General features: G+C 70.8%; 22 protein-coding genes. 7 read left to right on the forward strand and 15 right to left on the reverse strand.

Annotation, left to right across the window (positions count from 1 at the left end; translation table 11 throughout):
* Positions 1-57: 57 nt before the first annotated feature.
* The 6 genes from E3Z34_RS11735 to E3Z34_RS11760 all read right to left on the reverse strand — a co-directional run bounded on the left by E3Z34_RS11735 (position 58) and on the right by E3Z34_RS11760 (position 6,534).
* Positions 58-1,563 carry an ABC1 kinase family protein gene (locus E3Z34_RS11735; RefSeq protein ID WP_134773744.1) on the reverse strand — a complete coding sequence of 502 codons (1,506 nt, stop codon included), beginning with the start codon at positions 1,561-1,563 and terminating at the stop codon, positions 58-60.
* A gap of 286 nt (positions 1,564-1,849) precedes the next feature.
* Complete coding sequence (locus E3Z34_RS11740) at positions 1,850-3,604, reverse strand: DEAD/DEAH box helicase (protein WP_134773745.1); 1,755 nt, start codon at positions 3,602-3,604, stop codon at positions 1,850-1,852.
* Positions 3,605-3,712: 108 nt separating this feature from the next.
* Positions 3,713-4,048: a DUF3039 domain-containing protein gene (locus E3Z34_RS11745; RefSeq protein ID WP_134773746.1), complete on the reverse strand. Its 336-nt coding sequence runs from the start codon at positions 4,046-4,048 to the stop codon at positions 3,713-3,715.
* A 61-nt stretch (positions 4,049-4,109) separates the two neighbouring features.
* Complete coding sequence (locus E3Z34_RS11750; RefSeq protein ID WP_134773747.1) at positions 4,110-4,700, reverse strand: YqgE/AlgH family protein; 591 nt, start codon at positions 4,698-4,700, stop codon at positions 4,110-4,112.
* Positions 4,700-5,035 (reverse strand): hypothetical protein, encoded by a 336-nt coding sequence (locus E3Z34_RS11755; protein WP_158288672.1) that lies wholly within the window; start codon positions 5,033-5,035, stop codon positions 4,700-4,702. The genes E3Z34_RS11750 and E3Z34_RS11755 overlap by 1 nt, the downstream gene beginning before the upstream one ends.
* Positions 5,036-5,121: 86 nt before the next feature.
* Positions 5,122-6,534 (reverse strand): NAD-dependent malic enzyme, encoded by a 1,413-nt coding sequence (locus tag E3Z34_RS11760; RefSeq protein WP_134773749.1) that lies wholly within the window; start codon positions 6,532-6,534, stop codon positions 5,122-5,124.
* 89 nt (positions 6,535-6,623) lie between these two features.
* Between E3Z34_RS11760 and trxA the strand changes: the two genes are divergently transcribed.
* A complete protein-coding gene (trxA, locus tag E3Z34_RS11765; RefSeq protein ID WP_134773750.1) occupies positions 6,624-6,989 on the forward strand; it encodes a thioredoxin in 366 nt (121 codons plus the stop codon).
* A 49-nt stretch (positions 6,990-7,038) separates the two neighbouring features.
* Here the strand turns inward: trxA and E3Z34_RS17725 are convergent, their stop codons facing one another.
* Complete coding sequence (locus tag E3Z34_RS17725) at positions 7,039-7,215, reverse strand: hypothetical protein (protein ID WP_158288673.1); 177 nt, start codon at positions 7,213-7,215, stop codon at positions 7,039-7,041.
* Positions 7,216-7,916: 701 nt separating this feature from the next.
* Here E3Z34_RS17725 and E3Z34_RS11770 point away from each other — a divergent pair.
* The 3 genes from E3Z34_RS11770 to E3Z34_RS11780 are packed head-to-tail and all read left to right on the forward strand — an operon-like array spanning position 7,917 to position 10,946.
* Complete coding sequence (locus tag E3Z34_RS11770) at positions 7,917-8,348, forward strand: cyclic nucleotide-binding domain-containing protein (RefSeq protein WP_134773751.1); 432 nt, start codon at positions 7,917-7,919, stop codon at positions 8,346-8,348.
* Positions 8,329-10,077 (forward strand): adenylate/guanylate cyclase domain-containing protein, encoded by a 1,749-nt coding sequence (locus E3Z34_RS11775; RefSeq protein ID WP_134773752.1) that lies wholly within the window; start codon positions 8,329-8,331, stop codon positions 10,075-10,077. Before E3Z34_RS11770 ends, E3Z34_RS11775 begins: the two co-directional genes overlap by 20 nt.
* A complete protein-coding gene (locus E3Z34_RS11780; protein WP_134773753.1) occupies positions 10,050-10,946 on the forward strand; it encodes a tetratricopeptide repeat protein in 897 nt (298 codons plus the stop codon). The genes E3Z34_RS11775 and E3Z34_RS11780 overlap by 28 nt, the downstream gene beginning before the upstream one ends.
* Before the next feature lie 45 nt (positions 10,947-10,991).
* Here E3Z34_RS11780 and E3Z34_RS11785 read toward each other — a convergent pair whose 3' ends face one another.
* The 8 genes from E3Z34_RS11785 to E3Z34_RS11820 all read right to left on the reverse strand — a co-directional run bounded on the left by E3Z34_RS11785 (position 10,992) and on the right by E3Z34_RS11820 (position 20,365).
* A complete protein-coding gene (locus E3Z34_RS11785; protein ID WP_134773754.1) occupies positions 10,992-14,732 on the reverse strand; it encodes an ExeM/NucH family extracellular endonuclease in 3,741 nt (1,246 codons plus the stop codon).
* Between the two features lie 134 nt (positions 14,733-14,866).
* Positions 14,867-16,999, reverse strand: a complete 2,133-nt coding sequence (locus tag E3Z34_RS11790; RefSeq protein WP_134773755.1) for a DEAD/DEAH box helicase — start codon at positions 16,997-16,999, stop codon at positions 14,867-14,869.
* A gap of 377 nt (positions 17,000-17,376) precedes the next feature.
* A complete protein-coding gene (locus E3Z34_RS11795) occupies positions 17,377-17,697 on the reverse strand; it encodes a HepT-like ribonuclease domain-containing protein (RefSeq protein ID WP_134773756.1) in 321 nt (106 codons plus the stop codon).
* Positions 17,694-18,014 (reverse strand): nucleotidyltransferase family protein, encoded by a 321-nt coding sequence (locus E3Z34_RS11800; protein WP_134773757.1) that lies wholly within the window; start codon positions 18,012-18,014, stop codon positions 17,694-17,696. The genes E3Z34_RS11795 and E3Z34_RS11800 overlap by 4 nt, the downstream gene beginning before the upstream one ends.
* Before the next feature lie 73 nt (positions 18,015-18,087).
* A complete protein-coding gene (locus tag E3Z34_RS11805; protein ID WP_134773758.1) occupies positions 18,088-18,828 on the reverse strand; it encodes a hypothetical protein in 741 nt (246 codons plus the stop codon).
* 168 nt (positions 18,829-18,996) lie between these two features.
* Positions 18,997-19,209 carry a hypothetical protein gene (locus E3Z34_RS11810; RefSeq protein WP_134773759.1) on the reverse strand — a complete coding sequence of 71 codons (213 nt, stop codon included), beginning with the start codon at positions 19,207-19,209 and terminating at the stop codon, positions 18,997-18,999.
* Complete coding sequence (locus tag E3Z34_RS11815; RefSeq protein ID WP_134773760.1) at positions 19,206-19,724, reverse strand: SigE family RNA polymerase sigma factor; 519 nt, start codon at positions 19,722-19,724, stop codon at positions 19,206-19,208. Before E3Z34_RS11815 ends, E3Z34_RS11810 begins: the two co-directional genes overlap by 4 nt.
* A gap of 137 nt (positions 19,725-19,861) precedes the next feature.
* Positions 19,862-20,365 (reverse strand): hypothetical protein, encoded by a 504-nt coding sequence (locus E3Z34_RS11820; RefSeq protein WP_134773761.1) that lies wholly within the window; start codon positions 20,363-20,365, stop codon positions 19,862-19,864.
* Between the two features lie 389 nt (positions 20,366-20,754).
* On the opposite strand from E3Z34_RS11820, the gene E3Z34_RS11825 reads away from it, so the two are divergent.
* The 3 genes from E3Z34_RS11825 (at position 20,755) to E3Z34_RS11835 (ending at position 22,684) form a co-directional block, all read left to right on the forward strand.
* Positions 20,755-21,939 carry an IS110 family RNA-guided transposase gene (locus E3Z34_RS11825; RefSeq protein WP_134773762.1) on the forward strand — a complete coding sequence of 395 codons (1,185 nt, stop codon included), beginning with the start codon at positions 20,755-20,757 and terminating at the stop codon, positions 21,937-21,939.
* Between the two features lie 146 nt (positions 21,940-22,085).
* Positions 22,086-22,316, forward strand: a complete 231-nt coding sequence (locus E3Z34_RS11830) for a hypothetical protein (RefSeq protein WP_134773763.1) — start codon at positions 22,086-22,088, stop codon at positions 22,314-22,316.
* 164 nt (positions 22,317-22,480) lie between these two features.
* Positions 22,481-22,684, forward strand: a complete 204-nt coding sequence (locus E3Z34_RS11835; RefSeq protein ID WP_134773764.1) for a hypothetical protein — start codon at positions 22,481-22,483, stop codon at positions 22,682-22,684.
* Positions 22,685-23,549 lie beyond the last annotated feature (865 nt).

Consider the following 23,549-nt stretch of genomic DNA (forward strand, 5'->3'; position numbering starts at 1 on the left):
ACATGCTAGACGGGGGCTCCGACATACCCCTTCGTCCGACACCACGCCTGCCCCTGGTCAGGGGCGACGGTCCCCCGGACGGACCGCGCGGCGGCGGGCGTCCTTGCGGTCGGTGACGACCACGTAGACCACCAGCGCCAGCCCGCCCACGGCGGCGAGGAGGAAGAAGACGATGGCGACCGCCGGATAACCGAGCAGCGTGTCGGCGGTCTCGACCTGCATGGTGAGAGCCGCGCCCACGATGATGGCGGAGAGCACCATGCCGACGACGACGCGGGTGGTCAGGTGCTGCGCCACCCGCAGGAGGCGCTCCTCGTCGAAGGCGTCGACCCGCAGGGTGAGCTCGCCGTCGCCGAGGGCGTCCATCAACCGGTTGGCCCGGCGCGGCAGCTGGGAGGCGAACTCCTTCGCCTCGATGGCCGAGGCCATCAGCCGGCCGGGCGCCAGGCTCAGCCCGCCCCGCAGGATCTGGTCGATGTTGCGCCGCACCGCCGCCGACGGCTCGAACGAGGGGTCGAGGTGGGTCGTCGCCTGGTCCAGGTTGAGCAACGCCTTGCCGATCATCGCCATCTCCGGCGGCGGACGCAGCCCGTGGGTCCCGGACAGCCGGGACAGCTCGAGCATGATCCCACCGGCCTCCAGGCCACCACCCGCGGCGACCGCCGAGGAGACGAGGTGCCCCACGTCGTCCCGGAAACGGGCGGCGTCGTAGTCGTCCAGCGGATGTCCCATCTCGGACAGCACCCGCGCGCTCTCCTCCCCGTCCCCGTCCGAGATCGCCAGGAGCAGCTTGACGATGTGCTCCTGGACCCGGCGGGGGACGGTGGCGACCATCCCCAGGTCGATGAGGGCCAGCCGGCCGTCAGGGGTGAGGATCATGTTCCCCGGGTGGGGATCGGCGTGGAGGACGCCGTCCTCGAGGATCATCACGAGGTAGGCCCGGAAGAGCTCCTCGCTGAGAGCCTGCCCGTCGACCTCGAGCATGCCCACCCCGCCGATGTCGGTGACCTTGCGACCCTCGACCCGCTCCATCGTCAGGATCCTGGAGGTGGAGTAGTCCTCCAGCGGCTGCGGGACGAACAGGTGGTCGTAGGCGGCGGTGAGCTCGCCGAAGGCGCGCAGGTTGCGGGCCTCCTGGACGTAGTCGAGCTCGCCGGTCAGCGACCGGCGGAACTGCTCCAGCAGGTCCCGCGCACCGAAGCGACGGCCCAGGTCGGTATGCCGGTCGGCCGCCCTGGCCAGCTTGCCCAGCACCTCCATGTCCTCGGCGATGGTCTCCCGCACCCCGGGCCGCTGCACCTTGACCACGACGTCCTTGCCGCTGCGCGTCCGGGCCCGGTGCACCTGGCCCAGGGAGGCGGCGGCCATGGGCGCGCGGTCGAACTCCGCGAACAGGTGGCGCAGGTCGCTGCCCAGCTCCTCCTCCACGATGGCCACGGCCTCGTCCCCATCGAAGGGCTCCACCTCGTCCTGCAGCCGACCGAGCGCCTCGGTGTAGGCGGACGGCAGCAGGTCGTGGCGGGTGGACAGCAGCTGGCCCAGCTTGATCCAGGTCGGGCCCATCTGCTCCAGGTCGGGCCAGCTCCGGTCGGCGGCCAGGTCGCCCGGGTGCCCGGCTCCGCCGCCGCCCCGGGGACGGCCGAGCCGTCCAGACCGATGCTGGAGACCAGGTCGGACCGGCCGTAGCGCACGAGCAGGCGCGCCAGGTCGGCGTAGCGGGTCAGGGAGCCCGCGGCAGGCTGGGTCACGGGGAACGCTCCTCGGAGACGTCGGGGACGGCGTCGGAAACGGCGTCGGAACGGCGACGGGACGCCAGCGTCAGACTACCGTCGGCGCCCCGGGGTGGCGCTCAACGGCGCCCGACGAACCAGTGACGGATGCGTTCGACCCGGGCCTGCACCTGCTCGGTCGTCGCCGTGGCCAGCTCGGGCCCGCCGCACACCCGACGCAGCTCCGCGTGGACGACGGCGTGGGGCTGCCCCTTCTTCTGCGCGTAGGCGGACACCAGCTTGTTGAGCTCCTTGCGCTGCTCGGCCAGGGCGCGGTGCGCCGAGACCGCCTCGGCACGCTCCTTGCCCCCGCCGCGGCCCACCTGCTTCTTCTGCCGCTCGCGCAGCACGTGCGCCACCTGGTCGGGCTCCAGCAGCCCCGGCAGGCCGAGGTAGTCCTCCTCGTCCTCGGACCCCGGCAGGCCGCCGAGGCCGAACTGCTCGGCGTCGAAGAGCACGTGGTCGAACTCGGCGGCCGAGTGCAGTGCCTCGAAGGATCCCTCGAGCTCGTCGGAGGCGGAGTCCGTGGCGTTGGCGGCCGCGAGGAGGCCGTCCTCCTCGGACCACAGCAGCTCCTCGTCATCACCTGTCGCCTTCTTGCTGAGGGCGTGGTCGCGCTCGGCCTCCATCGACCCCGCGTGGGCGAGCAGGAGCGAGACGTTGGGCAGGAAGATCGAGGCGGTCTCACCACGACGCCGGGCCCGCACGAAACGGCCGACCGCCTGCGCGAAGAAGAGGGGTGTCGAGGTGGACGTGGCGTAGACACCGACGCACAGCCGTGGCACGTCGACACCCTCGGACACCATCCGCACGGCCACCATCCAGCGGGAGGTGTCCTCGGCATACTCCTCGATCTTGGCCGAGGCGCCCGCGTCGTCGGACAGCACGACCGTCGGCCGTTCGCCCGTGATCTCGTGCAGCTGCCTGGCGTAGGCGCGGGCCGAGCGCTGGTCCGAGGCGATGACCAGCCCTCCGGCGTCCTCGACGTGCCGGCGCACCTCGGTGAGCCGCTTGTCGGCGGCCCGCAGCACGGAGGGCACCCACTCCCCCGCCGGGTCCAGGGCGGTGCGCCACGCCTGCTTGGTGACGTCCTTGGTCAACGGCTCCCCGAGCCTGGCCTCCAGCTCGTCGCCGACCTTGGTGCGCCAGCGCATCGTGCCGCCGTAGGACAGGAAGAGGACGGGGCGCACGACGCCGTCGCGCAGGGCGTCGGCGTAGCCGTAGGTGTAGTCGGCGGAGGACCGCAGGATGCCCTCGCCGTCCATCTCGTAGCGGACGAAGGGGATGGCCACGGTGTCGGAGCGGAACGGCGTGCCGGTGAGCGAGAGCCGCCGCTGCGCGGGCTCGAACGCCTCCCGGATGGCCTCCCCCCACGACAGGGCGTCGCCGCCGTGGTGGATCTCGTCGAGGATCACCAGGGTCCGCGCGGCCTCGGTGCGGGCGCGGTGCAGCAGCGGCTTGCTCGCGACACCGGCGTACGTGACGGCGATGCCGTCGTAGTCCCGGCCGTGCCTGCCCTGGGCATTGGCGAAGCGCGGGTCGATCCGGATGCCGACCTTGGCGGCCGCCTCGGCCCACTGGACCTTCAGGTGCTCGGTCGGGGCGACCACGGTGATGCGCTGCACCTCGCCGCGGTCGAGCAGCTCGGTCGCCACGCGCAGGGCGAAGGTCGTCTTGCCAGCCCCCGGCGTGGCCACGGCGAGGAAGTCGCGGGGCCGCTCGGCGAGGTAGCGCTCGAGCGCCGCGGCCTGCCAGGCACGCAGCTTCCCCGCCGTCCCCCAGGCTGCGCGTTCGGGATAGGCGGGCGAGAGATGGGAGGCGGCGGCTGTCGACATGGCCCGGTCAGTCTAGGTCGTCCCGCGGACAGACTCACCGCGCCTGACGCGCCCGGGCGGTCGGCCGACGGCGTGGTATGGCGTGTCGCCCCCGGCGCCGACGGGGTGTCAGCCCTGGCCGTCGCCGGGCCCCCCGGAGCCGCCGTCCTGAGGCTCGCGCAGCCCCTCGTAGATCTCCTTGCACATGGGGCAGACGGGGAACTTCTGGGGGTCGCGACCGGGGATCCAGACCTTGCCGCACAGGGCGATGACCGGGTTCCCGGTCATCGCCGACTCCATGATCTTCTCCTTGCGCACGTAGTGCGCGAAGCGTTCGTGGTCGCCCGGCTCCTGCAGGTCGGGCGAGACCCTCGTGTCCTCTCGCTCCAGCAGCGCCGTCTGCGTGGACGGGGCGGTCGGGGCCTCGGGCGCGTCGAGGGGCTGGTCGGACATCCGGCTGCTCATACCGCCAGTGTAGGCAGCGCGGGGTCGCCGCGCCCCCGGCCGGACGCCCGGCGGGTGCGGGTCAGTTGCGCTCGGGGTCCGCGGTCCAGGTGGTGGCGAAGGAGACCGCGGACCGCTGCCGCAGCAGGACCGCCCGCCACAGGTCGGTGGTGTCCTCCTGGAAGGGGTCGCGGGGCTCCCGCGGGAGGACGTACCAGGCGCCCTGGCGGATCTCCTCGTCGAGCTGCCCCGGGCCCCACCCGCTGTAGCCCACAAAGATGCGGAAGGCCCCGAGCTCCGGGACCACCAGCGGCGCGGGTGCGTCCAGGTCGACCAGACCGATCCCGCCGAAGAGCAGCTGGGTGCCGAGCGGGGCGTCGCCCGGGTCGTGCCCCGGCACGCTCACCAGGCCCATGGCGGTGTCCAGGCCCACCGGCCCGCCTCGGAAGAGCACACCGGGCTCGGTGACGAAGGGCTGCCACTGGGGCAGCACCACGTCGACCGAGGCGTCGAGCGGGGCGTTGAGGACCAGGCCGTGCGCGCCCTCCTCATCGTGGTGCAGCACGAGCACGACCGCCCGCTCGAACGGCTCCCCCGTGAGGGGCGTGGCCACCAGGAGCCGCCCGGAGACGTGCCCCGTCGGGGCCCACGGCCCTCGCTGGGTGCGGGCCATCACCTCTCCTGCGTTCCCGAAGGCATACCTCCATGATGACGTCTCGCACGGGCCGCCGCCGCCGCGAACGCCACCCCCAGGGCCAGGCCGAGCAGGTTGGCCAGGGTGTCGCGCCAGTCGGTCATCCGCTCTGGTGAGATGCGCTGCTGGACGGGCTCGCTGACCAGGGCGTGCACGACCATGGTCGCCACCCACCACCGGCCGCCGAGCCACCAGGCCAGCGCGGCCGGAGCACCGAACCCGATCAGGTGCCCGAGCTTGTCCGTCCCGGCGGGACCGGTCGTGGGCGGGGAGGGTGTGTAGAGGCCCCATACCTGGACCAGAAGGAGCACCACCAGCAGCGCCCAGCCGACCAGTCGAACGGGCCTCGGCCCCACCCGGCGACGCGGAGAACCGGAGGGAGCCCGGTCGTCGCGGACGGTCAGCTCCGCGCCCTCCGCGACAGGGCGGCCTGCTTGACCGCCTCGGCGACGGCGGTCGTCGCCTCGGGGTTGAAGACGCTCGGGATGATGTAGGTGGGGTTCAGCTCGTCGGGGGCCACCACGTCGGCGAGCGCGGACGCCGCCGCCAGCAGCATGTCGTCGTCGATGTGGTCGCTGGCGGCGTCGAGCAGGCCGCGGAACACACCGGGGAAGACGAGGACGTTGTTGATCTGGTTGGCGAAGTCGCTGCGCCCCGTGGCCACGACCGTGGCGTGCCGGCCCGCCTCGACCGGGTCGACCTCCGGCACCGGGTTGGCCATCGCGAAGACGATCGCCTCCTCGTTCATCTGCGCGATGTCCTCGCCGGTGAGGATGTTGCCGGCGGAGACGCCGACGAAGACGTCGGCGCCCACGAGCGCCTCCTTGAGGGTGCCGGTCTCCATCGCCCGGTTGGTCTGGCTGGCGATCCAGGCGAGGTTGCCGTTGTGGCCCGACATGACGTCGGGCCGACGGGCGTGGATGACCCCGTCGACGTCGGCGACGACCAGGTCGGTGGCGCCGGCGCGCAGCAGAAGGCGGATGATGGCCGAGCCGGCGGCCCCGGCGCCGGACATGACGATCTTGACGTCGTCGAGCTGCTTGCCGACGACGCGCAGGGCGTTCTTCAGCGCCGCGAGCGCGACGATCGCGGTGCCGTGCTGGTCGTCGTGGAAGACGGGGATGTCCAGCTCCTCGCGCAGCCGCTGCTCGATGTGGAAGCACCGCGGTGCGGAGATGTCCTCCAGGTTGATGCCGGCGAAACCGGGCGCCAGGGCCTTGACGATCCGGACGATCTCGTCGGCGTCGTGGGCGTCCAGGCAGATCGGGAAGGCGTCGATGTCGGCGAACCTCTTGAACAACGCGGCCTTGCCCTCCATGACTGGCAGCGCCGCGAGCGGGCCGATGTTGCCCAGGCCCAGGACGGCCGTGCCGTCGGTGACGACCGCCACCGTGTTGCGCTTGATGGTCAGGCTGCGGGCGTCCTCGGGGTTCTCGGCGATGGCCTGGCAGATCTTGGCCACGCCCGGGGTGTAGACGAGGGAGAGGTCGTCACGGTTGCGGATCGGCAGCTTGGACCTGACCTCGAGCTTGCCCCCCAGGTGCGCGAGGAAGGTGCGGTCGCTAACCCGACCGATCTCCACCCCCGCCACCTTGCCGATCGCGTCCACGACCTCGGCCGCGTGGTCGGTGCCCCGCGTGGCCACGGTGAGGTCGGCCTGGAGACGCTCGGTGCCCGACTCGCTGATGTCGACGGCCGTCACCATGCCCCCTACGTCCGAGACGGCGGTGGTGATCTCGGAGACGGCGGTGACCCGGGCCGGCAGCTCCAGCCGTACGGTGATCGAGTTGGACACGGAAGGCACGGGGCTCATGACCGACCATTCTCCCTCACGTCCCTGCGCGCCCCTCAGGTGCGTACCACCGGCGGAAGAGATCCCCGGGAATCGGTGTTGAACGCGCCATGAGCACCGTGAACCTGACCGCCGACACCTTCGAGCAGACCGTCACCGGCAACGACATCGTGCTGGTCGACTGGTGGGCCGAGTGGTGCGGGCCGTGCAAGATGTTCGCCCCGATCTACGACAAGCTGGCCGGGCAGCACGACGACGTCGTCTTCGGCAAGGTCGACACCGAGGACCAGCAGGCGCTGGCCGCCGGGGCCGGGATCACCTCGATCCCCACGATCATGGCGTTCAAGGACGGCATGCTCGTCTTCCGTCAGTCGGGCGCTCTGCCCGCGCGCGACCTGGAGTCGGTCATCACCCAGGTCAAGGCCCTGGACATGGACGACGTCCGCGCCAAGCTGGCGACGCAGCAGGAGGCCTGAGCCACCGCCCCCGCCGAGGTCAGGGAGCGCGCCTGCGGGTGGAGCAGCCTCAGGTGCGGTCCTGCTTGTTGCGCTCCGAGGTGATCCGGCGGCCCCCGCCGGCCCCGTCGTCCTCGCTCTCGTCGTCGTCGGCGGTGATGACCACCTGGACGTCCACGTCGTACACGCGCCGGATCTCGGCCAGGACGTCCTCGAGGGGGACGTCGTCGCTGATGGTGAAGGTCATCCCCGCAACCTAGGGCATCCCCGCCCCGCTGTCACCCGGTCCTGACACCTGCGTGCCCGACGCCGGGAAAGGTCTTCCCTTCCAGGTCAGGCGGTGCTTGACTGCCTCCATGCGTGCGCAGGGGCAGGCGATGACGGTCTCGTGGATCCCCTCGGCCTCGGTCGAGGGCTGGCTGAAGAGCGGGTTCGACGTGGGTCTGTCCCACTACGACGACCCGCCCACGGACGTGATCGCCGGGGCCGAGGACCTGCGCGCGCTGCGGGACGACGACAGGTTCCGCTTCGCGAACCTGCTGCAGGGGTGGGCCGAGTTCTCCCCGGAGGGCACCACGGGCGGGTATGCCGAGGGCTCGGACCTGCTCATGGGCAGCACGACCGTCCGGGTCGGGGTCGCCGCCGTGAGCTTCCTCGGCTACTCCCTGCCCGTGCTGCGCTCCGAGCCCGTGGTCGAGCAGGACCGGGTCGTGCTGCGGCAGACGGTGGGCGGCCGCACGGGGGTCCCGCTCCCCCGCCGGGTGAAGCACCCACCCTTCGTCCGCTGGCACGCCCCCCATCGTCTGGACGACGCTCCAGCTCACCCTCACCCGGGACGGGGAGCGGCTGGTCGAGCTGGTCGGGGCCTCCGCCTTCCCGCGGCACTGGGTCTACGACAGCGACGGCCGGCTGAGCCGCAAGAGCGGTCTGACCCAGCTGCAGGACTGGATGGACCACAGCTTCGGGGACCGCACGCCCTGGGGGGACCAGGACTCGACCGCCCTGACCGTGGCTGCGGAGTCGGGGGCGGAACGACGCCTGTCCGGGGTCATCATGGGCGGCCGGCCCGAGATCGTGCGTCTCGGCGAGGGCGTTGAGCTCCTACGCCAGGGCGAGGAGGGGACCGACGTCTTCCTCGTCCTCGACGGCGTCCTGGACGTGAGCGTGGACGGGGACGTCGTGGCCGAGGTGGGGCCCGGAGCGGTGCTCGGGGAGCGGGCGGCGCTGGAGCACGGTCGCCGGTCCGCGACGGTGACCACCCGGACCGCGGCGCGTCTGGCGCGGGTGCCCGCCTCCTCCCTCGAACCGGGCGGGCTCGGCGAGGTGGCGCAGGAGCACCGCCGCGAGGAGCAGGGGCCCGGTGGTGGGAACGGGGGCTGAGGACCCGGCCGGGGATCCGCGCGAGGCCCCTGGGGCCCTGCCGGACGGCACCCTGACGCTGCTCTTCACCGACATCCAGGGCTCGACCCTCCTGCTCGACCGGCTGGGGCTGGACTACCGGGAGGTGCTGAGCCGGCAGCGTCAGATCATGCGGCAGGCCATCGACGACCACGGCGGTCGGGAGATGGGGACCGAGGGTGACTCCTTCTTCGTCGTCTTCCGCACCGCCCCGGCCGCCGTGGCCGCCGCCGTCCAGGCGCAGGAACGGCTCGCGGCCACCGACTGGCCCGAGCAGGTCGACGTGCGCGTGCGGATGGGGATGCACACCGGATCACCGACGTTGCACGAGGACGGGTACGTCGGGATGGACGTCCACCTCGCGGCCCGGGTCGCCTCCACCGCGACCGGGGGCCAGGTGCTCCTCAGCGACGCCACCAGGGCGCTGCTGTCGGGGGACCCCGCGATCGAGCTCCGGGACCTGGGGCTGCACCGGCTCAAGGATGTGGCGACACCCGTGCGGCTGCACGAGGTGGTCCTCCCCGGCGTGCCCGAGCGCCGGCCGTCGGTGCGGTCCCTGGGCTCCCTGGCGGACCTGCCGGCGGTCCACGGAGGCCTGGTCGGCCGGGACGAGGAGGTGGAGCAGGTCCTGCGGTTGCTGACGCCGGGGCGGGTCGTCACGGTCGTGGGGCCCGGCGGGGTGGGCAAGTCGCGCCTGGCGATCGAGGTCGCCCGTCGTCGGGACGACCTGCCGGACGGTGTCTACTTCGTGCCGCTGGCCGGTGCGTCCACGCAGGAGGAGGTATGGGGCTCGCTCGCCGCGGCGGCCGGGCTCACCGCAGGCGCGGCCGCCTCGAGGGAGCAGGTCCTGGGCGGGCTCGCCGACCGCCGTCTGCTGCTGGTGCTGGACAACCTCGAGCACCTCCCCGGGGCCGCGGACGCCGTCGGCGCGATCGTGAGGTCCGCGACCCGGGCCGAGGTCCTGGTGACGTCCCGGTCGCCCCTGCGCCTCCAGACCGAACAGCTGCTGCCCCTGCAGCCCCTCGGGCGGGAGCACGCGAGCCGACTCTTCGTCGACCAGGTCCGCCGGCAACGGCCGGGGTGGACCCCTGCCCGGGAGGACCTGCAGGTCGTCGGTGACATCTGCGACCGCCTCGACGGGCTGCCCCTGGCCGTCGAGCTGGTCGCCGCCCGGAGCCGCCTGCTCACCCCCCGGGCGATGCTGGCGCACCTCGACGGCGCCCTCGACGTCAGCGGCCGCGCGACGGACCGCTCGGTGCGGCAGCACACCCTGCGCAGCACCCTGGACTGGAGCTGGCGGCTCCTCGCGCCCGACACCGCTCGGGCCCTGGCCCGGCTGGGGGTCTTCCGGGGCCCGTTCGGCATCGAGGCCGCCGCGGCCGTCATGGACCGCCCGGTAGACGACGCGGTCGACACCCTGCTCGACCTCGTCGACGCCAGCCTCGTCCAGGCCGACGAGTCCTCCGGTGACCCGAGGTTCCGCATCCTGCGGGTCGTCCGCAGCTACGCCCAGGAGCGGCTCGCAGAGCAGCGTGAGGAGGTCGCGGACGCCAGGACCCGGCACGCTGAGGTGGTCGCGGCGGTCGTCCGACGCGAGTGCCCCCGACTGCGCGGCACCCACCACGTGGCGGCGGTGGACGTGCTGGACGAGCAGCACGGCAACATCGCCCACGCTCTCGACTGGTGCCTGCGGGAGGGCTGCCGCAGCTGACCACCGGGATGGACCTGTGTCGGCTGCTGAGCTGGCACTGGCACACCTCCTGGCACCATCCGGAGGGCCTGCGCTGGCTGACCAGGGCGTGCGAGGTGGTCGGCGAGACGGAGGACCCGGCGGCGCTGGCCACCTGGCACGGACTCGGCATACTCCTGGACCAGCACGGCGAGCTCGACCGGGCTGCGGCCATCCTGCAGCGGTGCCTCGACGCGGCGGTGGCCCGCGGCGACCGGGTCGGGCAGGGGCGGGAGTCCAACAGCCTGGCGCTGGTCCAGATGCGTCGCGGCGACCCCGTGCGGGCGCGGGAGCTCTTCGTCGACGCGCACCGGCTGGCGCAGGAGGACGGCGACGAGGAGAGGATCTCGACGTCCCTGAGCAACCTGGCGATGCTCGAGCTGGACCTCGGCCACGGCGAGCGGGCCCTCGCCCTGCTGCAGGAGGTCCTGGGTATCGACCGGCGGCTGGGTGACGTCTGGGGCGAGGCCGTCGACCGGCTCAACCTGGCCCAGGCCCAGCTGGCGGTCGGAGACCTGGCCTCGGCCCACGGCACGCTTGTCGGCCGGGGAGGGGAGCTGCTGGCGCTCGCGGACGCCGAGGTCGACGCGGAGCTCCTGGAGCAGCTCGGCGTGCTGGCGACCGCCGGGGGTCATCATGAGACCGTGCCGGTCCTGCTGGGTGCCGCGGACGCTGTGCGCCTCGCCGCCGCCGTGCCGCGGGCCGACGCCTATGACCGTCGGCTGGAGGAGTCGACCCGCGAGGCCCGCGCCGCGCTCGGGGAGCAACGGTGGTCCGAGCTGCTCGCGCAGGGGGCGTCCGTCAGCCCGCAGGAGGCCTGGCGCACCTGCGCCGCACTGCTGCCGGCATGACGGAGCCCGACCCTGCCGGGAGGCAGGGCCGGGCTCAGCCGATGTTCAGCGGCGCTGGTTCAGGGTGCCGCCGGTGTTGAAGGTCTCCTCGAGCTGGGCCTCGACGGCCTCGCTGAGGGCGACCTCGCCACCGAGGATGAAGACCGCGGCGGGGCTGATGCCGACCATCGCGCTCAGGACACCGCTGGGCACGCTGTCCTGCCGGCTCAGCATGACCGGCACGTCCTGCGAGCCGGCGAGAGCCGACCCGGCCAGGGCGTCGGGGTAGTCCTCACCGGTCGCCACGTAGACGGCGTCGGCCGGGTTCTCCTCGGAGTAGCCGAAGCGCTCGGCCACGGCCACGGAGGTCAGGTACCGGTCCGCGCCCGCGAGCCGGTCGGTCGCGCCGAGCTCGTCGGCCACGTCCTCGCTGACCGCGACCTCGCCACCGAGGATGGTGACCGCGGGGTCGCCCAGGTGGGCGAGGACCTGGGTCACCGCGCCGGGGACGCTGTCACCACGGACCAGGAGCACCGGCACACCCTCGGAGCCGGCCAGGGCACCACCGGACAACGCGTCCGGGAAGTTCTCACCCTCGCCGGTGGCCACGTAGACGTGGTCCACCTCGCCGTACTGGGCAGCCAGCAGCGCGGCCGTGTGGTAGCGGTCCTTCCCGGCGATCCGGGTCACCGTGCCGTAGGCCTCCAGCTCGGCCTCGACAGCCTCGGAGACCGCGACCTCGCCACCGAGGATCACGATGTTCGAGGGGTCGATCGCCTCCAGGGCGGCCTCGGTCGCGCTCGGCAGGCTGCCGACGCGCGTCAGCAGGACGGGAGCCGGCGAGCCGTCGGGGGCGACGGTCATCTGCTCCATACCCGACCCGGCGGCACCGCTGGGCACGAGACCCTTGGCGGCCGGGGCCGCACCCGCGAGGGCGTCGGCGAACTGGTTACCGGTGGCGATGTAGACGGTGTCCACGTCGGTCGGGTACTCCATGGCGATCTTCGCCGCCGTGGCGTAACGGTCCTTGCCCGCGATCCGGTCCACGATGTCCGTGACTTCGGGGCCGCCCAGCGACAGACCCACGATGACGGGGTCGTGGTCGCTGGTCCGGTAGGCGTCGGCCTCGTAGAGCGGGAGCGCGTCGGACTCCCGCTCGAAGGCAGCCTCGCCGAGGTCGCGGATGTCGTCGTTGTAGTCGAACAGGGGCACCTCGTCGGCGTTGATCTTCCACCCGCCGGCACCGGTGACCTGCTCGGTGAGCGACGCGTTGGCCAGGGCGTGGTCGAGGTTGCCCAGGAGACCGTCGAAGAGGTAGCCGTAGAAGCCCGTGCCGGCGAAGGCTTCGAGCAGGTCCACGTACCCGGCGGCCTCGAGGGTGGTGATCGGGCGCTCCATGGAGTAGGAGTTGAGGTCCCCGATGACCAGGACGTCGGGGTCGCCGCTGCCCGTCGGGTCGCCGGCCAGGTAGTCCGCGAGGGCGGCGGCCGCCTCCGTGCGGGTGCCGTCGCAGTTGCCGGACCCGTCCTGCGGCGAGTCGTCGCCCTCGCCGCAGCCGGAGCCCTTGCTCTTGAGGTGGTTCACCGCGACGGTGAAGCGCTCGCCGGTGGCGATCTCGTCGAAGGACTGGACCAGGGCCGGACGGTTGCGGTCGTCGTCGAAGCGTGCGTCGACCGCCTCCGTCAGGAGGGCGAAGTCACCCACCGGCTCGACGGTCGTCGTGTCGTAGACGTAGGCCTGCTTGATGGCGTCGGTGCCGATGAAGCCCGTGTCGATGAAGTCGTACCGGCCCGGGGCCGTCGCGGCGTTGAGCGCGTCGACGATCTGCTGGGTGGCCTCACCCTCGTCGTTCTGGATCTCGATCAACCCGTAGACGTCGGCGTCGATCTCGGTCAGAGCTGCGGCGATCTTGGCCAGCTGACGCTCCCGCTCGACCTCGGAGTCGGCACCGCGGCAGTCCATGGTGCCGCTGGGACCGCAGGTCCCGACGTCGTTGGACGACGTGGTGTCGATCGTGGCGAAGTAGTTGAGCACGTTGAAGCTCGCGACCTGCAGGCGACCACCGACCTCGTCGGGGGTGGCAGGGCGCGGGTTGGCGGGCTCGAAGGTGTAGTCCAGGCCCGGCACCGGGCGCAGCTTCCAGGCGCCGAAGGAGTACTCCATGGCACCAGTGAGGTCGGTGATGGTGTCACCGCCGCGGAAGTAGTTGCCCGTGCTGAGGCCCGGCGTGGGGTAGTAGTACGGCTCGTTGTCCATCGGGCCGCTGGTCGCGTCGTTCTGGTCGTTGCTGTCGTCGTCCAGGACGATGCGACGGGTGGCCAGGTCGTCCAGGAACGCCTGGTACCCCTCGACGCTCGGCGCGTTGGTCTCGGTGTACTGGTACTCCCGCTCGTCCGCCGTGAGCACGATCTCGCCGTAGCGGGCGAGGTTGAAGTACTCGCTGACGGCGAGCGTGGTCGAGAACGTCGTGAGCATGCCCTCGACGGCCTCGAAGGTCGCGGGGTCCTCGGTCGAGGAGCCGGCCGGGAGTGTCACGACCGCGGCGGTCGGCAGTGCCAGGCCGCTCTCCACGACCTCGATCGACCCGCCGGTGGCGTTGATCTGCGTGTTGTCGAAGAACTCGTCGACCGTGCCGATGACTTCCACCAGGTCGCCCGACGACAGGTCGGCCGGGCAGGTCGAGCCGCAGAAGACGTAGACGCCCTCGGACGTGGCGGGATCGGCGTCAGCGTCCTCGTCCTCCTCCTGCACGTAGAAGCCGTTGAGCGCGTCGGCGGACGTGATGAGTGAGGTGACGACCGCCTCGACCTGCACCTCCTCACCGTCGAGCGGGGAGGACGCACCGGAGCCCTGCACGTCGGAGATCAGGGTCGGGGCCAGCGGCTCGGAGACGGTCACGGCGACGGTGCACGTGGCCTGGGCGCCGTCGTCGGACGTCGCGGTGATCTCCACCTGGTAGTCGCCGAGGGCGGTCGTGGGGGCGATCGTCAGCGTCGCGGTGGCCGCCACGCCCTCCGCCGTCGGAGCGGTGACGTCCTCGAGGGTGATCCCGTCGACGGGCTCGGAGGTGATGACCAGGGTCTCGATGCCGCTGTCCTGGTCGACGGCCGACAGCGGGGAGGTCGCTCCCTCACCCTGGGTGGCGCTGACAGCGGTCTGGCAGGACATCGTCGGCGGCAGCGGGTCCCCCGACGCCACGAACACCTGGTCGTTGTTGGTCGCACCGGGCGTCTCGACGGCCGGTGCCTGCCAGGTGAAGTCTCCGTAGGAGTCGCCGGTGCCGCTGAGCTGGAGGGAGTGACCAACCGGAGTAGTGTCGGGCTCCGAGACCCCGATGTCCGTGCTCGTCTGACCGTCGGCGGCCCCACCCACGGCATCGAATGTGCCCTCGTAGGAGAGGAACTGTACGAGGGAGTCCGAAGCATCGACCAGCGCGACGCCATCCGGTGAGCCGTTCTGCAGGACGATCGGCAACGAAAGGTATCCGAAGCCGGTGCCGCTGTCGTCCCCCAGCGTGCCGGACAGGGCCTCGGTGGCGTACACGGCTCCACCGTTGCCGTTGTAGAGGACGATCGACCAGCCGGTCAGGTCCGTTCCCGCCGGTCCGGCGACCTCGACGAACTCACCGACATCGGTGCCGACGTTGTCGTAGTGCAGCTCGTTGATGAAGACGGCGGAGTCGGGGGCGACGGCGGCCGCCGGTGGGACGACGGCGAGCATGCTGCCGAGCACCGCGAGGGATGCGCTGGCCGAGACGGCCGTCGAGGCCCGCCTGCGTCGTTGCAGGCGAGAGGGTAGAGCGGTCATGGGTGGTCCTTTGGATCGGGGAGGGATTTTCGCATGCTAGTCCGCCCCGATGGACCGTGGCCAGAGACACAACGACAACAGGGAGAACTCAACGGCAACAAGTCCCCTCGTGCCTGACCGGCGTCGGAGGCTCCTCAGGACGCCTGGAGGCTGAGCCGCTCCCCCAGGGCGTCCTCGAGGAGGGCGACGAGGGCCTCGAGCTGCACGTCGGAGGAGTCGGTGATCTCCTCGTCAGCGCCGTCGAGCGCCCGGGCGGCCAGCCCCGCCTTGGCGTCGATGAGCTCGGCGATCCGGGCGTCCATCGTCTGCGCGGCGATGATCCGCCACGCGGTGACCGGCTCCTCCTGCCCGATCCGGTGGACCCGGTCGATCGCCTGGGTCTGCTCGGCGTCCGTCCACGACAGCTCGGCGAGGACCATGTTGGAGGCGACCTGGAGGTTGATGCCGACGCCGGCGGCCGTCAACGAGCACACGGCGACGGCGACGTCGGGGTCGGAGGTAAACGCGTCGATGTTCTTCTGCCGGGCCGAGCTGGTCTGGTCGCCCCGGATGGAGGCGTAGCGAAGGCCCCGCTGGGCGAAGGTCGCCTCGGCGGCGTCCATGACGTCGATGTGCTTGGCGAAGAAGACGACCTTCCCGGCGCTGCGCGCGAGCTGTGCCGCGTAGTCGGCGGCGAGGCCGGCCTTGGCCTCCCCGATACGTCGCATCATCGTGAAGACGTTCTCGCCCGACTTCTTGGAGGCGGTGCTGGCCCGCTCCCGCGCGGCGACCTGACGCACGAGGTCGTGGTCGATGCCCTCGACGACCGCCCCCGTCCTCCGGGTCTCCAGCGCCTTCTCGTAGCGCGTGACGAGGCGACGGGCGAGCCTCTGCTCGGCGGCCCGGACCGACCGCCCGGCCTCGTCGTCGATCTCGACGGGGACGTCGGCCACCCTGCGCGCGGGCAGGTCGGCGGCCACGTCCACCTTGCGGCGCCGGACGATGCCTCGTTCGATGACCGCCGACCGGGCGGCGGCGGAGAAGCCGCGGTCCGCCGGCGTCAGCCCGGTCTCCTCGAGCGCGGTCATGAGCTCGCCGAGCGGCCTGGTCTCGTCGATCCAGCCGAGGAACTGCCAGATCGCCGTGAAGTCCTCGATGTCGTTGATCAGCGGTGTGCCCGTCAGCGCCATGAGCAGCGGGTCGGCGGTCCGCGTGCGGATGCGCTCGGACAGGCGCAGCACGTTCTGGGACCGCTGGGACTTCCGGTTCTTGATGTAGTGCGCCTCGTCGACGACCATCCCGCGCAGGCCCAGGTCGCCGAGCCAGCCCACGTGGCGGTCGAGGATCTCGTAGTTGACGACGATGATGTCCGCGAAACCGTCGATGGTGTCGCCGTCGCCGTGGACGACCGTCGCGGGGTGGTTCGGGGTCCAGAGACCGGCCTCGCGCGCCCAGTTCATCTTGACGACGTTGGGCACGACGACGAGCAGGGGGTAGGCGTCAGCCGCCTCGGCGGCGAGCAACGCCTGAGCCGTCTTGCCCAGGCCCGGCTCGTCGGCGAGCAGGAAGGTCCGGTGACCCTCGGCCGCGGCGGCGACCAGCCGCGCCTGGTGCGGCATGAGCTCCAGCGTCCCCGCGGCGCGGCGCGCGACCGGCTCCGGCAGCTCCATGCAGGACAGGGTGCCGCCGTCCTCGAAGGAGCGCAGGAGGGGCTCGATGAGCTCCCACCCGGCCAGGCGCCGGGGCTTGGCGTTGGCCCTGGCCACGGCGGAGTAGTCCGGCGGGAGAAAGGGGTTGGCGAGCTGGCGGGACACCACGGACCGGGGCACCACCCTGCGCTGGGCCTCGGCCGGGGCTTCGGCCGGCTCCTCAGGCTCCTGCGGCTCGTCCGGGACCTCGACGCCGGCGTCCTCGAGGAGCTCCCGGCGCAGCGACCGGGCACGGTCGGAGAGGACGGCGTCGTCGGCGAGCAGCCCGAGCAGCGAGCTGTCGCGGGCGGCCGTGGTGGCGAGGATGGTGGCGATGCCGTCGAGACGCTTGAGCTCCTCCGTGCGCCGCGCTGCCGAGATGGCCTCGTCGCTCCTGACGCGGGCGCGCTCCTCACGCATGAGCAGGGCGACCACCTGGAACTTCGTCCGGGTGGAGGGCACGGAGCGGCCGCGCTGCACCGCGGACTCGACCTCGCGGACCACCCTGGCGAGCACCGGGATGATGCCGTCGTTGTCCGGGCGGGGTCCCCGCCGGGTGCGCGTGCGTGCGCCGTGCTGGCGCTGGGCTCCTCGAGCCACGAACTCCTCCTCGGAGCGATCGGTTCTTCCCCGGCGGCGGGACGGGCCCGCACCGCACCAACAGCGGGCGACGACGAGGAGCAGCTCGGCTGCCCGACGTCCCCGGCGCCCAGGCTGGTCCGGCGGATCTGCAGGAGATCGACGCGTCGAACGGGTCCAGCCGCGATGGCCTCACCAGCGTACCTCCTGCTGGACCGCAGGGGGTACAGGACGTGCCGGGCGACAACGGCACAGCGTGAGACACGAGGGGCGGAGGTGGCGGGAATCTCCCCGCCAATGCGCTGAACAGCGTCTTCGCGCGATTCTGCTCACCTGTGTCAGTCCTGTGTCAGTTTCAGGTTGCCGGATTCCCGCACGCGGGACACGGGCGAGGTGCTTCAGAGCTGACGTAAGCGGTCGGCCAGGGGCCCGAGGTGGTTGTCGACGATGTCGAGGATCAACTCGGCATCCACACGGAAGTACTCGTGCACGACGACGTTGCGCAACCCCGCGATCGCTCCCCAGGGGACGTCTGGCGCGCGGTCGCGGGTCTCGCTGGGTAGCGCCCGGACCGCTTCCCCGATCACGGCCAAGTTGCGCAGCACCGCGTCGTAGGCCATCGCGCGGAACTCTTCGGAACCAAGATGCTGCGTGTAGTTCTGACAGCGCTCGATCGCGTGCAGGATGTCGGCGAAGCGTTCTCGCTCGGATCGGGTCACACCGGCACCGCATCGTTGAGCGCGGTAGTCGACACCTCATCGCGCAGAAGGGCCGTCGTCACCACATCGACGCGGCGTCCCACTACCTCGCTGAGCTCCTCGCTCATGCCTGCCACGCGCAACAGGGGGTTCCCAGCGTCGGGCAGCAGATCCACGAGAAGGTCGAGATCGCTGTCCGCGTCGGCGTCGCCTCGGGCGACCGAGCCAAACATTCTCGGATTCGTCGCGCCGTAACGCTTGAGGATCTCGTCGAGAGCGTCACGATGCGCGGCCACAACCGCTCGGAGGGCGGCGCTGTCGGACGTGACGGTGCTCATGGCTCAAGGGTAGAGGGCTGTCACCACGCACGAACCGGACTCGCCTCGCGGGAGATGCGCGCGTGTGGTCGGGTCAGGGCTGGATGACTGGCACCGGTCGCGGGTCGGTGTCCGTGTCGGTCACCCAGGCCAAGTCCGGCAGTGGCTCGTCGGGGGTCAGGCTCGCCAGGGTGACCAGGGCGGCGTGCAGCGTCGGTTCTCCCTCCTGGGCGTCCAGCCTGAGGGTCGTGAGCGTAGTGCCGTCCTGAAGGCGCAGTTCGCCGATGTCTTTGGGGAGCACCACCACGACCTCGACCCCGTCGGTGGTGTCGGTCGGGAAGGCGACGGCGTAGGGCTCGGCCGAGACGGGAAACGGTCCGTTCACCTTCCCGTCGCGCATGACCCACTGCTGCTCCTGCCGGTCCTGACCCACCCAGGTGTCCGTGATCCGGGCAGCAGGGTCGTGCCCCTGCCACACACGTGAGGTGATCCCTGCGCTCCAGGAGGTGTGGACCAGCCCGTCGGTGCCTCGCCAGACCTGGGCGAGGTCCTCACCATCGGGCCAGGAATCCTCGAAGACGACCGCGTCCAGGTTCGTCCCCGGGACCCGTACGGGACTGGTCGAGGGCGCCTCCACACTGTCCGGGCCTACGCGGACCAAGTCTGTCGCGCCGTGCGACAGCATGACCCCCGTGACCCGTCGACCGTCCGGAAGCTGCAGGCCGCTCCACCATGAGGACAACTCCTCCATGTGCGGGTCGACATCGTTGCCGAGGGCGCCCTGGACGGGCACGGTCGCGGGCAGTGCGTCGGCCGGCTCCGGGGTGGCAGACATGAGCAGAAGGTCACCTTCGGGACACCCCTGCGCCAGCCCGGCCACCACGGTGCTGCCGTCCCGCAGGGGGATGGCCACGTGCTCGAGGTCGGCGAGCTGAATGGCTCGCTCACCCGAGAGGGAACCGGAGATAGGACACCCCGACCACGGGGAGGCGGGCAGGGCACGCTACACCTCGCCTGGCAGCCAACCCCCGGCCCAGGCGACAGGTCCAAGAACTGCGAGGGAGGCCATACCTGCCACCAGGGCCTGGCCGGTGCGCCGGCGACGGTGGCTGCGAGAGGCGACCCGGGTCACCGCGTCGGCGTCGAGCCGCAGCCCGGCGGGGTCAGGGGCGCTCGCGAGGCTGGCGCGGACGCGCTGCTCGATGTCGGTGCTCACGGGTGGACCTCCTGTGTCGCGAGGTGTTCCCGCAGGCGGGCAAGCCCGCGGGAGGCCGCGCTCTTCACGGCCCCGGTGGAGATGCCGAGCTCGTCGGCGCACTGCTGCTCGGACAGGTCGCCGTAGCAGCGCAGCACCACGACCGTCCGTTGCCGCTCGGGCAGCAGGCGCAGGCCTCGCACCAGCCGGTCCTGCTCACCGGTGACCTCGGCGTGGTCCGGGGTGTGCGGCAGCAGGTCACCGGCGTCGGCGTCCGGGCGCACGCGGCCCCGGCCCTCACGCCGCCAGTCCTGACGGGTGAGGTTCAGCATGACGGTGCGGGTATAGGCGACTGCGCGGGGCGGGTCGACGCGGTGCCAGGCACGGTAGGTGCTCAGCAACGCACCCTGCACCAGGTCCTGGGCACGGTGCACGTCACCGGTGATGAACCAGGCGATGCGCAGCAGTTCCGGGCTCGCCTGCTCGACGAACTCGGTGAACTCCGCGTCGCGCTGACGCCGCCCGCGTGCTCCCACGCCAACCTCCTGTGTCGGACCTCACCCTCTCCTAGTCACCCACGGCGACAAAGGTTGCCTTCGGCTGAGCGGCACCCCTGAAGAACCGGTGCTGGCCGAAGTGACACCGTCGGTGACAGAAGAATGCGCCGTTGGGCTCAGTCAGCGAACGGCTCAGCCCAGTTGGGCAGAGTGCCTAGGTGTGCAAGGAGCACCCAGGGTCCTTCGATCGTGAGGTTGTACTCCTCGTCGTTGACCAGGAGTGTCCAGCGCGCTTCGACCGCCTTCTTGGGGCGCCACCAGGGACCGAGGTGCTGGGCACCTTGCAGCCGAAGGCCGGACACCGGCAAGTCCATCTCTGCCCAGCGGGGTGTAATCGTCAGCCGATCCCGGCGGACGGTGCCAAGTTGCGGTCCGAAGCTGGCCGCTGGCATTGCTGGTCCACCCCCGCCGACCAGGACGTGGCCATAGCTGTCGGAGTCGATGCGAGGGTCGATCTCGTCCTCGGTGGCAATGACACCAGCGCCTCCAGAGCCACCTGTCGCCACGGACTGCAGCAGGCCAAGAGCGGTGAAAAACCCCAGCTTCGCGGCCCGGTTCATCCCTAGACGTGGCACGTGCGACCAGGTAATCGTCTGCGACAACCGCGGAGCCCGGCTCATGGCCTGAGAGTAGGGCCCCAACTTCGATGAGGCGCTCCTGGAAGGACTGGAGTGTTAAGGCCGCAGCTACGCGGTACACCTCGAGAACGTGCGGAGGTGTCGACCACGACCGGCTCACCTGCCGTGCGGCGACTCGGCTCGAAGGAGCGCTCAGCGGCTACGTGTTTCATTGACGTCAGGATTGGGCCGGCCAGGCTCGGTTCTAGGTGACCGGGACGGTCGTTCTCTTTGCGGCTGCCCACGCTCCTGGCGTGAGGCTCACAATTGGCGTGCGTCGTCCCGGTCACCGCCAGGGCTGCGAGAGGCTCAAGAGGGGTATGCCCAGCCGTACGTAGCGGTGCCCTCCCAGCTCGACACCACCAGGGTTGGCACGAGCAAGGGAGCAGAGCATGGACGAGCAGGAGTCACCGCGGGTCGTGATCGGGATGGACCCGCACAAGCGCAGCGTCACGATCGAGGTCATGACCGCCGACGAGAGCATCGTCGGCGGGGGCCGGTTTCCCACCGACGCCGACGGGTACGGACGGCTGCTGGGGTACGCCCGCCAGTGGCCTGAGCGGGTCTGGGCGGTCGAGGGTTGCGCCGGCATCGGCAAGCACGTGGCCGACCGGCTGGTCGCCGACGGTGAGGACGTCGTGGACGTGCCGGCGAAGATGTCGGCGCGGGTGCGGATCTTCACCACCGGGCAGGGGCGTAAGACCGACGTCACCGACGCCCACTCCATCGCCCTGGTCGGGGTACGCATGTCCGGGCTGCGCCCGGTCATCAACGACGAGCAGCTGGAGGTGCTGCGGATGTGCGTGGACCGGCGCCGGTCCCTGGGCGAGGAGCACACCCGCAAGGTCTGCCAGCTGCACAAGCTCCTGCTCGAACTCATCCCCGGCGGGGCCAAGACGTTCCTGTCCGCGGCCCAGGCCAAGGAGCTGCTCAAGAAGGTCCGCCCCACCACGGCGGCCGGTAAGGTCCGCAAGGCCCACGCCCTGGAGCTGACAGCTGACCTGGCCACGATCTACGCCCGAACCAAGGCTGCCGACAAGGAGCTGAAGACGCTGGTGGAGGCGACCGGGTCCTCGCTGCTCGGCCTGCACGGCATCGGACCCTCCGGCGCCGCCCGACTCCTAGTGGAGGTCGGCGACATCACCCGCTTCCCCGACCGCAACCACTTCGCGTCCTGGACCGGCACCGCCCCGATCGACGCCTCCTCCGGCGAGCACGTCCGTCACCGCCTCTCCCGGGGCGGGAACCGTCAGATCAACCGGGTGCTGCACATCATGGCCATCGTTCAGCTGCGCACCAGGACCACCGAGGGCCGGGCCTACTACGACCGGAAGAAAGCCGCCGGCAAGACGTCCATGGAAGCGCTGCGCTGCCTGAAACGACGCCTGTCCGACCTGGTGTACAAGCAGATGCTCAACGACCTTGCCGGGCACACGGCGACGGGCCCGGGAGGGCACCTGGGCGACGACTCTGACTCCAGCGCGACCGGCTCACAACCCGACACCGGCTCTTCGGACAAGCCACTTCCCGGACCCGCCACCACCGAGCCTAGAACGACACTCCCGACGGCGTCTTGACATAGAGGGGTGCCAGATGCGCGTCTGGTGGGCCGCAACCGCCAAGTTGAACCGTCACGCGGTCAGGATCCAGTTGCCGTCGTCCACCATCCGGAGGAGACCGCTTGCTGCCACTCCTCTTCGGTCGGCACAAGCAGACCTGCATAGTGACCGTCTTCATCGTGGTCGAAGCCCACCGCAAAGCTGATCGGCTCATCCTCGAGTCCGACAAACTGAACGATGCAATGATTGCCTCCCGGGCCGTAGAACTTCTGGACGACGCCGGGGTGGTGGCGCACCAGAATGTGCCCACGCTGCAGCAGATCAGGGTCAGCAATTGCGAGGGTGTCCGCGGGCCCCGCGTACAACACGCGCTGCCCGACAGACACCTCGTCTGAATGCAAGAACCGCATGTCTCAGTCTGTCACCGAGAGCACGAAGATCGGCGGTACCGCGCGCCCTGATGGGGGGGGTACCTTCGGTGCCGGAGGTGTCGCCGCGATCGGCGCTGGACAGGAACCTCTGAGACGTGTCATACCTAAGGGGCGGTAAGGAGCACAGCATGAAGTTCCGCTTGGCCCCTAAAGGGGAGCACACGATCTACATCGAGCACGGCGTCTGGTACGACCATTCGACCAAGCACATCCACGTCACTGTTCACGGCGCCAAGGGCGCCCACTGGGCCTATGGCAAGTCCGATAAGCGCTACCTGCAGTACAAAGCGATGCTGCAGGAGGCCGGCCGCTGGCCGGAACGTATCGACTAGGGGGCGTTCAGGACGACACACCGGCCGCGGCACGGTCGGACGCTACGCGACCGCAGCGGCATAGGTGAGTCTCGCTCGTCGGACTCTTGACGCCGTGGTGTGCGGGGAGTATCGTCCCGCCTCACCGGAGCGTGGAATCTCGTGCACGTTCTACTTACGCAGGGGGGGCTATTGAGATGCGGGTGCAATCCTTCGTGGGCGCACCGAACAAGTCAGGGCAGTCCACCTACTCCTTCGGAAATCGGCAAACCACATCCTGGCCGGGCAATGCGGACATCTACGGTGACTTCACATTTCTGGGCGTGCACCAGGGTACGATGCCAGCATCTGGACTTCGAACACGACCACGGATTCCATCAAGGCGGCCTACTGGCACCCGCGTAGTGTTGACTCGCAATTGTGCGCTAGCGGCCGAAGCGCCACGAAGTGCCGCTATCACATCATCAGCATTGAAGGCACGGTGTGGCTGGGCGCCCCCCCCTTCCTGACGGAAGTCTGGCCGGTGACGATGATGAGATACCGCCCCGACCATGTCAACGACTCCTGTGACGGGTGGATAGGGGGCGACTCCGGGGGTGCGGTGTATTTCAGCCATTGGTCTGGCTCGGGTCGGGTGGCACACGGTCTCATCACAGGGTCCACAGACTCTTGCCCACCACTCTCCAAGAAGAATTATTACTCCTCAGAACTGTGGGGTGTCGGACGTTGGGGTGACACCGCCGGCAGGTCTGTAGGTATCCCCCTCGACGGTGGCGGCTATTCATGGTACTGACGCGCAGTGAAGCGGCCCTGCGACCGTCTCGCAAGCTAGGGGGCGCGGCCTGCCTTCGACTCCTCTTGATCGGCGTCGCCGGGGCTGCCCTCG

Origin of the sequence: Ornithinimicrobium flavum (assembly GCF_004526345.1) — a bacterium.
Taxonomy (GTDB): domain Bacteria; phylum Actinomycetota; class Actinomycetes; order Actinomycetales; family Dermatophilaceae; genus Ornithinicoccus; species Ornithinicoccus flavus.